Origin of the sequence: Sporosarcina ureae DSM 2281 (genome assembly GCF_000425545.1) — a bacterium.
GTDB classification, from domain to species: domain Bacteria; phylum Bacillota; class Bacilli; order Bacillales_A; family Planococcaceae; genus Sporosarcina; species Sporosarcina ureae.
This window is the reverse complement of the sequence record NZ_AUDQ01000001.1, coordinates 231,835-244,827: the sequence shown is the minus strand read 5'-3', so window position 1 is coordinate 244,827 and position 12,993 is coordinate 231,835. Positions and strand designations below refer to the sequence as shown.

The 12,993-nt window shown below is 41.8% G+C and carries 12 protein-coding genes and 1 pseudogene; 7 read left to right on the top strand and 6 right to left on the bottom strand.

Annotation, left to right across the window (positions count from 1 at the left end; all coding sequences use genetic code 11):
- Positions 1-16 precede the first annotated feature (16 nt).
- Positions 17-1,351 carry a sigma-54 interaction domain-containing protein gene (locus tag H605_RS0101225; protein ID WP_029052516.1) on the bottom strand — a complete coding sequence of 445 codons (1,335 nt, stop codon included), beginning with the start codon at positions 1,349-1,351 and terminating at the stop codon, positions 17-19.
- Between the two features lie 474 nt (positions 1,352-1,825).
- On the opposite strand from H605_RS0101225, the gene H605_RS17160 reads away from it, so the two are divergent.
- Positions 1,826-2,380, top strand: a complete 555-nt coding sequence (locus tag H605_RS17160) for a competence protein ComK (RefSeq protein ID WP_051210420.1) — start codon at positions 1,826-1,828, stop codon at positions 2,378-2,380.
- 452 nt (positions 2,381-2,832) lie between these two features.
- On the opposite strand, the gene H605_RS0101205 is transcribed toward H605_RS17160, so the two are convergent.
- The 5 genes and pseudogenes from H605_RS0101205 to H605_RS0101180 all read right to left on the bottom strand — a co-directional run bounded on the left by H605_RS0101205 (position 2,833) and on the right by H605_RS0101180 (position 8,592).
- Entirely contained in the window at positions 2,833-3,345 is a 513-nt protein-coding gene (locus tag H605_RS0101205; protein ID WP_029052515.1) for a sigma-70 family RNA polymerase sigma factor, read from the bottom strand.
- A gap of 720 nt (positions 3,346-4,065) precedes the next feature.
- Positions 4,066-6,048 carry a methyl-accepting chemotaxis protein gene (locus tag H605_RS0101195; protein WP_037561344.1) on the bottom strand — a complete coding sequence of 661 codons (1,983 nt, stop codon included), beginning with the start codon at positions 6,046-6,048 and terminating at the stop codon, positions 4,066-4,068.
- A 138-nt stretch (positions 6,049-6,186) separates the two neighbouring features.
- Positions 6,187-6,264: pseudogene (locus tag H605_RS19330) on the bottom strand (YjcZ family sporulation protein); the annotation flags it as partial.
- Between the two features lie 118 nt (positions 6,265-6,382).
- Entirely contained in the window at positions 6,383-6,511 is a 129-nt protein-coding gene (locus tag H605_RS18535) for a YjcZ family sporulation protein (protein WP_081657803.1), read from the bottom strand.
- A gap of 113 nt (positions 6,512-6,624) precedes the next feature.
- Positions 6,625-8,592: a methyl-accepting chemotaxis protein gene (locus H605_RS0101180; RefSeq protein ID WP_029052513.1), complete on the bottom strand. Its 1,968-nt coding sequence runs from the start codon at positions 8,590-8,592 to the stop codon at positions 6,625-6,627.
- A gap of 258 nt (positions 8,593-8,850) precedes the next feature.
- Here H605_RS0101180 and flaG point away from each other — a divergent pair, with 258 nt between their 5' ends.
- The 6 genes from flaG (at position 8,851) to hpf (ending at position 12,712) form a co-directional block, all read left to right on the top strand.
- Entirely contained in the window at positions 8,851-9,225 is a 375-nt protein-coding gene (flaG, locus tag H605_RS0101175) for a flagellar protein FlaG (protein ID WP_029052512.1), read from the top strand.
- A 20-nt stretch (positions 9,226-9,245) separates the two neighbouring features.
- Entirely contained in the window at positions 9,246-10,814 is a 1,569-nt protein-coding gene (gene fliD / locus H605_RS0101170) for a flagellar filament capping protein FliD (protein ID WP_029052511.1), read from the top strand.
- Positions 10,815-10,848: 34 nt separating this feature from the next.
- Positions 10,849-11,250 carry a flagellar export chaperone FliS gene (fliS, locus tag H605_RS0101165; protein WP_029052510.1) on the top strand — a complete coding sequence of 134 codons (402 nt, stop codon included), beginning with the start codon at positions 10,849-10,851 and terminating at the stop codon, positions 11,248-11,250.
- Positions 11,247-11,600: a flagellar protein FliT gene (gene fliT / locus H605_RS0101160; protein WP_029052509.1), complete on the top strand. Its 354-nt coding sequence runs from the start codon at positions 11,247-11,249 to the stop codon at positions 11,598-11,600. The genes fliS and fliT overlap by 4 nt, the downstream gene beginning before the upstream one ends.
- 67 nt (positions 11,601-11,667) lie before the next feature.
- A complete protein-coding gene (locus tag H605_RS0101155) occupies positions 11,668-12,039 on the top strand; it encodes a PilZ domain-containing protein (protein ID WP_029052508.1) in 372 nt (123 codons plus the stop codon).
- A gap of 118 nt (positions 12,040-12,157) precedes the next feature.
- The gene (hpf, locus tag H605_RS0101150; protein ID WP_029052507.1) at positions 12,158-12,712 is read left to right on the top strand and encodes a ribosome hibernation-promoting factor, HPF/YfiA family; all 555 of its coding nucleotides are present in this window, start codon (positions 12,158-12,160) and stop codon (positions 12,710-12,712) included.
- Positions 12,713-12,993: the final 281 nt, after the last annotated feature.

Below are 12,993 nucleotides of genomic sequence, written 5' to 3'. Positions count from 1 at the left end.
TTTGTTGGAAAATAGTTCATATATCATATTTTTTTAATTTTTCGTAAAGCGTACTTTTACTCAATCCTAGTATGAGTGCGGCCTCTTTTTTATTCGGACATTGTGCTAACGTCTCGAGAAGAATCGTTCGTTCCACTTCTTCTACTGATTCGGCAAGTGTCCTTGAGCTAGGGGAATACTTAATCTTGCGCTGTTTAACTTGTGGCGGCAGGGCATCGGGTGTAATTGTATCACCGCTTGTTAAATAAACAGCCGCCTGAATGACGTTTTGAAGTTCACGTATATTGCCTGGCCATCGGTAATTGTTCAAGTAGTCCCATGTCTCTTTCGAAAACTCTAAGCTTCTTTTTCCTGTTTGGCTAATGGTCTTATGGAATATGAAACTGATGATCTCAGAGAAATCTTCCATCCGTTCACGCAGTGGCGGCACATTCAGAGTGATCGCTTGTATACGGTAGTAGAGATCCGTTCGGAATTGATTCATTTCGATAAGTTCAGTTAATGGCTGGCTAGAAGAAGCGATAATCCGAACATTCACTGGCTCTGCATGGTGGGAATTCAATGATTCTACAACACCATCATTTAATAATCGAAGAAGCTTCACTTGAACAGGTAAGGGAAGGCTGCCGATATCATCTATAAACAAGGTACCTCCGTCAGCTAGTTGAATTCTGCTTTTTCGATCACTAGTACTTCCTTGTCCAAACAGTTCGGCTTCCAATAGATCAGGTGGAATTGCAGCACAGTTCACTGTAATTAACGGCTCATCTGAACGATTCGATAATTGGTGGATACTGTGAGCGAATAATGTTTTCCCTGTTCCGCTTTCTCCTTGGATCAGCACAGGCAAGTCACTCGGTGCGATCATATGTATCGTCTCTTTTATCGAAAGAATACTTGCCGAAGATCCTTTTATATCCGTCATTTGATAGGAGTTTGGCTCATGTGCGACTTCCCCCATATTAATTTTCTCTAAAGTCTGTTTTACATGAGAACTAAGATGATGCCAGTCGTGTAGATCCCGGAACACTACGCTACCGAATGCGCCGACCACCACACCATCCACCCTGATAGGTATTCGATTCGCCAGCATATACGTTCCTTTAATATAATGAGGAGAGGCGATATGTTCTTCACCAGATTTCACCACCTCATGCATACGGGTGTTCTCAATCACTTCATTTACAGGACGGCCTATGGTTTCTTGCTGATCAATATGAAGGAATTTACAATAGTCTTGATTCATGTAAAGAATCCTCGCATCTTGGTCCACTACAACAAACCATTGAAATGCATTTTCTACTATTTGAGTCAGTACATATTCAGGGAGATTAGTGATTAAACGATCCAAAACAAAACACCGTCCTGTCAGTTTTTATTGTTCTTCAGAAATAATATACAATGCTTCAACAAAACCGGCTATATAAATACAGAATATGTCAAATTATATAGTAGTTAAACAATAAAATCAGAATAATGGAAAAGAAGGTAGACGAAATCATTATAGTACTATATACTAGTCCTTAAGACAGGTATTTTGTACGAGGTGCGCCATGTAAACGCTTACTATCTTTAAAAATGAATGAGTGCAGGTCGATAACTAAAGCTCTATTTATTGGCCTGTTTTTTGTGCGTTAACGTAAGTATCTGAAGGGAGGTGAGATCGTAATGCGTTACCTAGTGGATAGAGAAAATCCCCGAGTGCTTCATGTCATGGGAGACAGACTCGAGGATTTAATAGCTGGTGTATACCAACATATCGTAAGTATACCCCTTTATTCTACTAATCGAAAGAAGTTTCTATAAAAGAGGGGGTTAATGGGGCATGGATGAAGAAACAAAGTCAGTGATTTCACCGGGGACGAGTCTGGTATATCCGTATTATGATGATGAGGGAAAGTTGTGTGCGGTGTTATTAAAAGACGGTGATTTTATACGGGTGGATAAAAGTCCGACTGAGATAGTGGATTTGAGTATGCAGTTTTATGGGACAAGTTTGCGTGGTGGGATCGACGGTGGTAAGGCGTTGATGGGCAAAATCCATATGACGCCCGTGATGGTCAATGAGCGATTGGATATGTACTTTTTCCCAAGTAATTCGCCTTCTAGTAATGAATGCGTGTGGTTTTCATTGTCACACATCCTAACGTTCTTGCCATTCGATAAAAAACATACAAAAGTGATATTCCGTGATGGGAATGTCTTCACTGTGAATTGTAGTTATTCAGTATTTCAGACAAGATACCAGCGGGCATGCATGTTGAAGAATGGATTGTCGGCCAGGTTCACGCAGATGGCGCTCGGTGTAAGGAAAGGATATAAGACGTATTTGATCCGAAAGAATCATAAGCGTGGGAATTATGAAATATCGGATGAGTAAATAGAATTATACATAGCGTTCCTCTTTGGAGGAGCGCTTTTTCTGTCGAATGGTTTTGTGAAATATTCACTGTTTTGGTTGGCGGGGTGGTATAATCAGTGTAATTATGAATCGTTTGGTTGGGAATTGTGTTCGTCAGCGGTCAGGAGGGAAGAGTATGTTGTTTGATTTCTTTAAGCCGAAGTGTGAATATTGTAAGAAGCGGACGTCTGTTTATCAGGGATATTATTTGCCGAATGATAAGAAGATTAAGGTGTGTTCGTCTTGCGCGCGTTTTGCACAGCGTCGTGGGTTTCGGAAGTGGAAGGGGTGAGTAGTGAGGCCTCGCCTACTACTTACGTTCAACTGGAATCGTTTTCGAACATAAAATTATTTTTAAAGAGTAGAGACAAAGACAAGTTCAATAGAGCAAACGAAAGCAAGAGCTACCCATTAGGGCGGCTCTTGCTTTTTTAGATCACTACGTTTCGTTTTGCTGTCAGTTGATCTTTTAGTTTCTTCAGTAGCTTTTCTCGACGTTTTTTGACTCCTGAAATGGATATGCCGAAGTGGGTGGCGCATTCAGCTTGGGTTTTGTTTTCTACGTATAGTTTGATTAGTAGTTCGCGTTCATTTGTTGGGAGAGCGGTAAGGATTTCGTGTAGTTCGCTGTTTGGGTCTTCGGCGAAGTCGTTCTGTGTTAGGTTTTCCAAGGTTTCGGTTTCGACTGATGTATTGACTTCGCTGAAGCGGCTTTCTTTTTTTAGGTCATCAAGCATGGCACCGTAGATGGAGCGGTAGGCAAAGGGAGTGAAGTGTCCTTTTGTTTCGTCAAATCGCGTCCATGCTTGGTAAAGTGCGAAGCGTCCTGTTTGGCGGAAGTTGTCGAAGTCACGGTAGATGTGTAATTTTCTAATGATGGCTGAGATCATCGGTTCGTATTGTTCCATTACCTTTTCAAAGTTTTCATTCTTCCTGATTTCCATAAAAGCGACCTCTTCAGGTCGTGCACGACACTTTGTATTCCCTGGGTATGTCTATAATAGAAAGTTTTGAAGGAGATATCGAATCGTTCTGTTGTTGCTTTATATGGGAAAAGCGGGTGCTTTTGATAGGGGAAAGGATGTGGTTTGATTGGTGGAAGTTTTGGGATTTGGTTGTTTTTAATGGGTGGGATTGGGCGGATATTATGTTGGATAGAGCGTTTTCGGGGTGGGAATGAGCGGATGTTGTGTTAGATAGAGCGGTTGTGGGGTGTGTATGAGCGGATATCGTGTTGGATAGAGCGGTTGCGTGTTGTGTATGAGCGGATGACGCGTTTGATTGAGCGGTTACGCGATGACTATGAGCGGGTGTGATGTCGTGTTAGATTGAGCGGTTGTGGGGAGTGTATGAGCGGATATCGTGTTGGATAGAGCGGTTGCGTGTTGAGTATGAGCGGATATCGTGTTGGATAGAGCGCTCGCGCGTTAAGTAAGAGCGGATGCCGCGTTTGATTGAGCGGTTACGCGACAGCTATGAGCGGGTACCAAGTCCAATAGAGCGGTCACGCGACAGCTATGAGCGGATACCACACCCAATAAAGCGGCCACCCAACAACTATGAGCGAATCTCATGCCCAATAGAGCGCTCGCACCCAAACTATGAGCGCACAAACAAAAAAGAAGACCCCCGCCACAAACATGACGGGGATCATCTCTAAAAAATTACATTTTAAATTGTGCAATCACTTCGGATAGCTTCTCGCTCAGTTCAGTCAATGTTTCGGCTGCTTCTGTAACCGATTGGATTGCGCGGAGTTGTTCATCTGACGATGCACTCACTTCTTCGCATGCCGCTGCGGTTTCTTGAGAAGTGGCGGACATGGTTTGAACGGTTAAGGACACGTCGTCTTTATGTGTGACGATTAACTGGATTTCATGTGATACGGTATGGATCGATTCTTGCATCGTGTCCATCAGTGAAGAGAGTTCTTCAAACGTATTTTCCGTATCTCCGACGACTACGCCTTGGTCGCGGAATGTGTTGATCGTTTGTTGCATTTGTTCAGAGACGATGGATGATTCTTTTTGTAATTCTTCTATAGTTACTTTGACATCGTCTGTTGCACGGGCGGATTGCTCGGCAAGAGTGCGGACTTCTTCTGCTACGACTGCAAAGCCTTTGCCGTGTTCGCCTGCTCTAGCCGCTTCAATGCTTGCGTTTAGTGCCAAGAGATTGGTTTGTTTGGAAATATTCATGATCGTTTCCATGACACTACCGATTGCTTGTACTCTTCCACCGAGTGAATCAATGTCGTTGGACATCTCTTCTAGCGTTTTACCGGTAGTCGCAAACGAAGTCTTCAGTGCATGCATTTGTTGCTGGCCATTGGTGTTTTGAATGCCGGTTTGTCTCGCAATATCCAGCATAATTTCTGCTTTTTCTCGAATTTCATTGATTTCCTGTCCGAGAAGGTCAGTACGTTCTGTAACGGTTTCTGCGTCTTCGGCAGATTTTGCGGCACCTTGTGCAATTTCTCCGACAGCCATTGCGACTTCATTGCTCGAAGCACTCGTTTCTTCTGATACGGCACTTAAGCTCTCGGAATTCGATCGGACATGATCTGCTGATGTGTGGACGACTGTGATGATGTCGTTCATATTTTGCACCATATGATTGAAGTCACGACTCAGTTCACCGATTTCATCTGTACTTTGGTTATCTGAACGTACTGTCAAATCTCCGCTAGACACTTTGGCCATCAAATCTTTGAGTGTATCGAGTGGCTTCAACATCCGACTGATCGTAATAGATAGACCGACGAATGTGAGAATCAACGTAAGGACTGCAATGAGTAACATGGAGTTACGTAATACACGCGCCATCGCACTTAAATCGCGTTCTTCATAGATTGCGCCAACTTTCCAGTTATAGTTGGGAATTGTCGTATAGATATTGCGCTTGTCGTTACCTTGATCGTCGGTATATTGGATGACGCCACTATCCGCATCGTACATTTTTTTAAAGAGTACTTCGTTAGTTACATCTTCTCCTGTTTTAGAAGGATGAACGATAGCCAGTCCTTGGTCATCGAGTAGCACAGGATAGCCGTTATACCCGATATCACGGCTCGCGATTTCGTCTGTCAAAGCACTCAATTCAATATCAAGTCCAAGAGCACCGATAAACATACCGTCCTTCGTAATCGCTTTGGAAGCCGTGATGACAAACTGATTGGTTGTATCATCCAAATACGGCTCCGTCCATTGCACATCGTCTGGGTTTTCTTGTGCTAGTTTATACCAGTTTCTCGTCGTTGGATCGTAATCCGTTAAATCATCATCCGGTTTGATGACAGTATATTTGGATGTCAATGAATAATAGACCGCATCTGCACTGGGATACATAGACAAGAAAGCTTGTAAACGTTCCTCTATTTCTGTAACAGATACTTCTTTCCCGTTTTCTCCGGTAAATTCAGTGATTGCATCGGTTGTCGCCAACAATGCCAATCCTTTTTCATACTTGTCCATAAATTGATAAACTCCGAAACTCATTTCATTGATGATCGCATTACTTGAATCAATGGCATTGGCCATGGAGTGTTTGTTCGCTTGATCATTGGTCATCCAAGTCATTAATGCAATACCTAGAATGAATACAGTGATAGCGGTTAGGATAATCTTTGTTTTGATTGACCGTAACACGTGGTGTTCAGCTCCTTCATAGATGTGTGATGATATATTGTGCCTAACTTGATATCGGCTAAAATTCCTATATGTTCATTGTTTTATAAAGAAAAATAAAGAAACCTGTCGAAAATCGACAGGTTTCTTTTACTCATTTTATAGACAAGCTGCGCCTACAATGATGAGTAAGATAAATAGTACGACAATTAATGCAAATCCGTTACCATAAGAACCGCCTGAGCCGTACGATCCACCAGACTCACAGCCGTGTCCTCCATGTCCTCCGTGGCCGCCGCCACCGTGTCCATATCCACCGAATCCAAACATGTCTCCACCTCCATTTTTTAAGTAATTAGCAACCGTGACCCATAAATCCTGCACCGACAATGATCAATAAGATAAACAGAACAACGATCATTGAAAAGCCGAAGCCACCATCATAACCGCCACCGTGTCCATATCCTTTAACTGATTCTCCCATATTGATTTCACCTCCAAATGTGGAACTACCCTTATTCTATGCAAAGATTCTCAGAGTGCCTTGGCTTTTATAAAAAAATCCGCCAATCCTTCGAAAAGGAGAGGCGGATCTTGTTAGATTTTGAATCGTTCTACAGCATAACTCAAGTCTTCACTCAACTGCGTCAAGGCTTCAGCCGCTTCGGCAACCGAGCCGATTGCGTGGAGCTGTTCATCAGAAGAAGCATTCACTTCTTCGCAAGCAGCTGCTGATGCTTCTGTCGTCGACAATAAAATTTGAATTTGCTCGGACACATCATTTTTATGAACGTCCATTTCTTGCAGAGCGGTAGTGACTTGATTGATCCGGGATTGCATATCGCCAATGAAACTAGAAATACTTTCGAAAATGCCTTCTGTGTCTTGTACGACGGTGCTTTGGCGTTCAAATGTATTCCGCGTATTGTCCATCTGCTCGATGACATGCTGCGTACCGTTTTGCAATTCCTGGATTGTCGAACGTACTTGTTCCGCTGATCTCGCAGACTGTTCCGCTAATTGACGGACTTCATTTGCTACTACAGCGAAGCCTTTCCCGTGTTCACCGGCTCTCGCTGCTTCAATACTAGCGTTTAACGCGAGTAGATTGGTCTGGGAAGAAATCGTTGTGATGGCGTCAATAACGGAACTGATCGCTTTTACTTTATCTTCCAATGATCCGATTATACCGCCCATTTGTTGCAAATCTTGATTCCAGTTATTGAACGAAGAGCTTAATATACTCATCTGTGCGCGGCCCTCTGCGTTATAGGTTACAGCTTCTGTTGCCAAGCTTGCCATTTCGCTCGCGGTATCATTGGCTATTTGAATTTGCTGATTTAATAACTCCGCACGAGTAGTCACCGTTTCCGCATTTTCCGCAGACTGTACAGCCCCTCTAGTGATTTCCGCTAAAGCACTTGCAATTTCTTCGCTGGTCGCATTCGTTTCTTCGGATACTGCACTCAAGTTTTGTGAGCTAGCAAGTACATTGGAAGCGGAATGCGTGACGGTCGTAATCAAACCGTTCATTTGGTTGAGCATTTGATCAAAACCTGTACCGAGATCTCCAATTTCATCAGAAGAATGGATATTAGCTCTAACCGTCAAGTCGCCGTCTGCAACTTGCTGCACGGTCTCTTGTAAACGGAAAATTGGCTTCAGTACTCGACTGATGAAAATGAATAAAATGATTGCTAGTATTGCCAATGTCACAACAGCCGCTATCATCATGACGTTTCGTAAACCTGTTGCGAGGGATTGCATATTTTTCTGATCATAGATAACACCAAGTTTCCAGTCAAAATTCGGAATCGTCGTGAACATATCGACCTTTTTGACACCATCTTGCTCGAACGTATGATGACCAGCTGACTCTTTGTACATTTCAGCTACATAGTCACGATCCATGATATTCTCTCCAACAAGAGAAGGGTGGGCGATAGCTGTTCCTTCAGAATCGAGAATGAATGCATAACCGCCGTGGGGGATAGCAGTCGCTGAGATATCTTCAGACATGGTCGATAACTGAATATCAATTCCAGCTACACCCACTAGTTCGTTGCCGTTCATCACGGCTTTTGAAGCACTAATGACGAAATTACCTGTCGCTTCGTCAATATACGGTTTGGTCCAATGCACTTGTTCCGTTTCTGTCACGGCATTTTGATACCATTCACGTCCCGTTGGATCAAATTCTGTCAAATCTACGTAAGGGCGAATCATCGTTTCTTTAGTCGCAAAGCTAAGATATGTACTAGATACGTCAGGGTACGTTTCTAACGTATTATTGAGTGCTTTCGCGACTTCTGCTTCGCCTTTTGTGGCGGTCGCATTCGTATAGTCCGACGAATCGGTCAGCAACTCTAACCCTTTACTGTATTGCTGCAAATCCGCTTCAATGGAAGCACTCATTTCAGCTAGCAGCGTACTGCTCGATTCTGTGAGGTTTTCCTCTGTCCGTTCCTTGACTAGCCAGCTACTAATACCCGTCATGGTCAAAACTCCGCATGCAACTAGCACGACGACAAGAAAAATCATTTTCGTTTTAATGGAATGAAACATGGGTGTGTGCTCCTTTACTCTTATAGATTGTTCTTATCATACATTACTTTCGACTATTCTAATAGTCTGATTTTCATAACGTTGAAAATATTTATACGCACGAGAAGGAAATGGTAGGGGTTTTCCATTCATCGTGATCAGCTAAAATACACATCAGCTATGAGTCTATAGAAGAAAAACTAGTGCAATGCTCAACATCCGATTAATTAATCCGATACTATACGTAACGATTGTTCATTGAGGACGGGGGGAACCAGTATGATCAGCCGAATAGGCGATGGTCCCGCAACGCAACCAGTGCAAACATCTTACGAGAGTGGGTCCGTTGAAAACAAACGAGAAGTTTCAAACACTCAACCCATTGGTCAGCCAACTCAACAGACGACACCAGAACGAAAAGCGGAGTTGTCAAAGAGTGAAACGAAAGAATTAACGGATGGCATGAACAAATTCCTTGAAAGTGCGAATGTCCAGTTACGATTTAAATTTCATGAACAGCTGAATGAATATTACGTAACGATTGTGGACCCAGATACAGAAGAGGTAGTTCGTGAAATACCGCCAAAAAAATTGCTCGACATACACGCAGCCATGAAAGACTTCATTGGATTACTAATTGATCATAAAATTTAACGAAAAAGGTGTGAGGTACGATGAGAATCGGTGGATTAGCATCGGGAATCGATACAGAATCAATTATCAGAGACATGATGAAAGCGCATCGAATCCCTCTTGATAAAATTACACAAAAGAAACAATACACACAATGGCAACTGGACGACTACCGTTCCACGAACCGTGACTTAAGAAAATCAAGCGACAAGCTATTTGATACCGTCATGAAGCAGAGTACGTATATGAAGAAAAACGTCAGCGTATCTGATGAGAAGGCGGTTAGTATTACAGCGAAAGGTTCTACTTCTGACTTTTCGGGGACGATTGAAGTGAAGCGGTTAGCTACGCAGGCTACTTTACAGAGTGGTGTACTGAAGCATGGCGATGAAAAAATTACAGATGCACAGGCAAAAACATTACAATTTAAAGATATGGAAATTAAAAAAGACCAATTCATGATTTCAGGCAAAGACACATTAACGATTACAGCACCTGGAAAAGATGCAGTAGATATTGAAGTACTTGAAACAGATACTATTGATTCTCTCTTAGCTAAGATTAATGAGAAATCAGGAGTTAGCGCATTTTTTGACTCTGGAACTGGAAAAATTGCCATGAGTGCTAAAGATAGCGGGAAAGGTATAATCAAGATTTCAAGTAAAACAAACCTAGTAGAGAACCTAAAATTAAATGCTCCGAAGCCACCTGATCCTGATAATCCAGATGCTTTAGTTCCTCTTTTTGAACCCGAAGGACCTAGAGCATCGTATGGAGCAGATGCAAAATTCACCTTTAATGGTTTGGAAACAACACGACCTTCTAACACATTCACTATAAATGGATTTGAAGTTTCACTTAAACAAGCTACAACATCCCCAGTAACATTTAGTTCCTCTACAGATACTGATCAGGTTCTTGATTCAGTTGTAGAATTCGTCAATGACTATAATGAAATGATTGAAAAATTGAACAGTAAAATTAAAGAGAAACAATTCAAGTCTTTCCATCCACTATCAGCTGAACAAAAAGCCGATATGAAAGAAAAGGAAATTGAGCTGTGGGAAGAAAAAGCTATGAGCGGTACGTTAAAAGGTGACCCAGCACTCTCTTCTATGTTAAATAATTTACGTTCTATTATGTCTGCATCTGTAAACACTACTGATAAAGACGGTAAGAGTCTCGACAAAGAAGGAAAACAAATTACAATCAGTCTACATGATTTAGGAATTGAAACAACGAGTAATTATTTAGATAACGGTAAATTGACGATAAATGAAGATAAGTTACGTGCTAAGATTTCAGAAAATCCAAACGCAGTCTATGATTTAATTGGTGGAAAAGACAATGGAATTGCACAGAAGTACCGTACAGAATTACAAGACGCTCAAAAAAAGATTACCGTAAAAGCAGGTAGTTCAACAACAGTGAATGATAATTATGCACTTGGTCGTTCTATGAAAAGTATGGATCAACAAATTGAACGATTTGAAAGGAAATTGCAGATGATGGAAGACCGTTACTGGAAGCAGTTTACTGCAATGGAGAAGGCGTTCCAACGAGCTAACGACCAATCTACACAGTTAATGAATTCACTTGGTGGTATGTAACGAGACTTTTTTGAAAAAAGGAGAATAACATAAATTGGCTACTAATAACCCTTATGCAACATATCAAAATAATTCAGTAATTACTTCAACTCCAGGTGAGTTAACATTAATGCTTTATAACGGATGCCTCAAATTTATTCAGCAAGCGAAGATGGAGCTGGCTAAAGGTAATTTGGAGCAAAAGAATATTGCGATTCAAAAAGCACAAGCAATCGTGACTGAATTGATGCTGACATTGGATACATCCTATGACGTGTCCAAAAACATGCTTGTTCTGTATGAATTCGTAAATAGTCGCTTGATCGATGGCAATATCCAAAATGATCCAGCAATGTTCGAGGAAGCAGCAGGGATCATTACAGAATTTCGCGATACGTGGAAACAAGTCATCCAGATTAATCGTACGAAGCAATACTCCAACGTGAGTGAGATATGATTCGACCTGCAATGACGATGTGGCGAGACCGTTCACTTCAATTGATTGGGCTTGTACAAGTAGTAGAGGAAGAAAAGCGTGATGACGTCATCGAACAAATCGACAAGATACTGAATGAACGAGACGTGTTGCAGTCACAAATAGTCCAGCCATTCACAGCGGAAGAAGATGAATTTGGTAAGGAATTGATTCGTTTGGAGAAAGATGTACAGACTAGTCTGGAACACTTCACCAATACGATACGCACAAATATTTCACAATCCCAAGCCAAAAAAGAAAACATGAATAGCTATGTAAATCCATATGGTAAGATGTCTCAAGACGGTGCCTATTTTGATTCGAAGCACTGATGACCGGAAGAGAGGAATCTCTTTCGGTTTTTTTACATATAGGTATTCAGAAGAGGGGAATTAACCTATGCGTTATAATCGCCATGATTACTTTCGGTATTCATTCAATTCATACATACCGGCCACATTCCGAATTCAATTAAATAATGAAGAGAAAAGCCTATCTAATGAAGGCCAATGTGAAATTTTAGATATTAGCACAGGCGGAGTAAAGTTTGTGACGCATCTAGATCTGCCTGTTCGTTCAGAAATTCTTGCATTGCAATTAGTATTTACAATCGTTAACCACCCCTTTGAAATCTTAGGGAATGTGGCTTGGAAAAATGAGACCGAATTTGGCTTTGAGTATGGATTCGAGTTTGGTGAAGATCAACAAGTAGATGCGCTGATTACGGAAGAATTAAAACATCATGCCCGAAAAGAGAAAGAAGCAGAGTGAAATCAACAAATACCAGAAGTTTCTTTACAATTCCGCATATTTCATAAGTTTTAGAAAGGGATTTAAGGGTACTATGAAGAAGTAAGGTAGTGAGGGTTTAAACAAAGGAGGAGTTCATATGTTAGACTTCAATATTCGCGGTGAAAACGTCGAGGTTACTCCGGCGATCAGAGAGTACGTTGAAAAGAAAGTTGAGAAACTGGAGCGTTATTTCACTGAAGGTGTAAACGCTACAGCTAATGTTAACTTGAAAGTTTATAGTGATAAACAAACAAAAGTGGAAATTACGATTCCAATGAAGAATTTGACACTTCGCGCAGAGGAGCGTCACAACGATATGTATGCAGCGGTTGATTTAATCGTCGACAAGCTCGAGCGTCAAATTCGTAAATATAAAACACGTGTAAATCGTAAATCACGTGAGCGCGAAGGCGTAGCAGCTTTCTTCCAGTCAGTTGAAAGCAATAATACCGAAGAGCTTGAGGACGACAATGAGTTCGACGTAGTACGTACAAAGCAGTTCGATTTGAAGCCAATGGATCAAGAGGAAGCGATCCTTCAAATGAACATGCTAGGCCACAGTTTCTTCATCTTCACAGATGCAGATTCCGACGGCACGCACATCGTCTACAAGCGTAAAGACGGCAAATACGGCCTAATCGAAACAAATTAATAAGCACCCAAACAAGTCCAGCTTAGGCTGGGCTTGTTTTTTGTTCTTGAACAAAAATAATAACTATGGAACACAATCAGTGAGTACGAAAGGATTTCCACTCCAGCTGGGGGACGCTTGTCTTATGGGTGCGGCCCGAGCCTCCTCGTCCGCTGCGCTCCCTGCGGGGTCTCGAACTCGCACTGATCCTCTCAGAGTCGCCCCCAGCTTCCGTTACAATCCTAACAATATAGTGGAAAGACGTATATCATTCACTGTTAATAGCATGGGAATGGGTAAAA

What these genes read in the sequence shown, in the direction of transcription:
- H605_RS17160 (WP_051210420.1), top strand. Translation starts at nt 1,826, where the DNA reads ATGGATGAAGAAACAAAGTCAGTGATTTCACCGGGGACGAGTCTGGTA.
- H605_RS0101205 (WP_029052515.1), bottom strand. Translation starts at nt 3,345, where the DNA reads ATGGAAATCAGGAAGAATGAAAACTTTGAAAAGGTAATGGAACAATAC.
- H605_RS18535 (WP_081657803.1), bottom strand. Translation starts at nt 6,511, where the DNA reads ATGGGAGAATCAGTTAAAGGATATGGACACGGTGGCGGTTATGATGGT.
- H605_RS0101180 (WP_029052513.1), bottom strand. Translation starts at nt 8,592, where the DNA reads ATGTTTCATTCCATTAAAACGAAAATGATTTTTCTTGTCGTCGTGCTA.
- flaG (WP_029052512.1), top strand. Translation starts at nt 8,851, where the DNA reads ATGATCAGCCGAATAGGCGATGGTCCCGCAACGCAACCAGTGCAAACA.
- fliD (WP_029052511.1), top strand. Translation starts at nt 9,246, where the DNA reads ATGAGAATCGGTGGATTAGCATCGGGAATCGATACAGAATCAATTATC.
- fliT (WP_029052509.1), top strand. Translation starts at nt 11,247, where the DNA reads ATGATTCGACCTGCAATGACGATGTGGCGAGACCGTTCACTTCAATTG.
- H605_RS0101155 (WP_029052508.1), top strand. Translation starts at nt 11,668, where the DNA reads ATGCGTTATAATCGCCATGATTACTTTCGGTATTCATTCAATTCATAC.
- hpf (WP_029052507.1), top strand. Translation starts at nt 12,158, where the DNA reads ATGTTAGACTTCAATATTCGCGGTGAAAACGTCGAGGTTACTCCGGCG.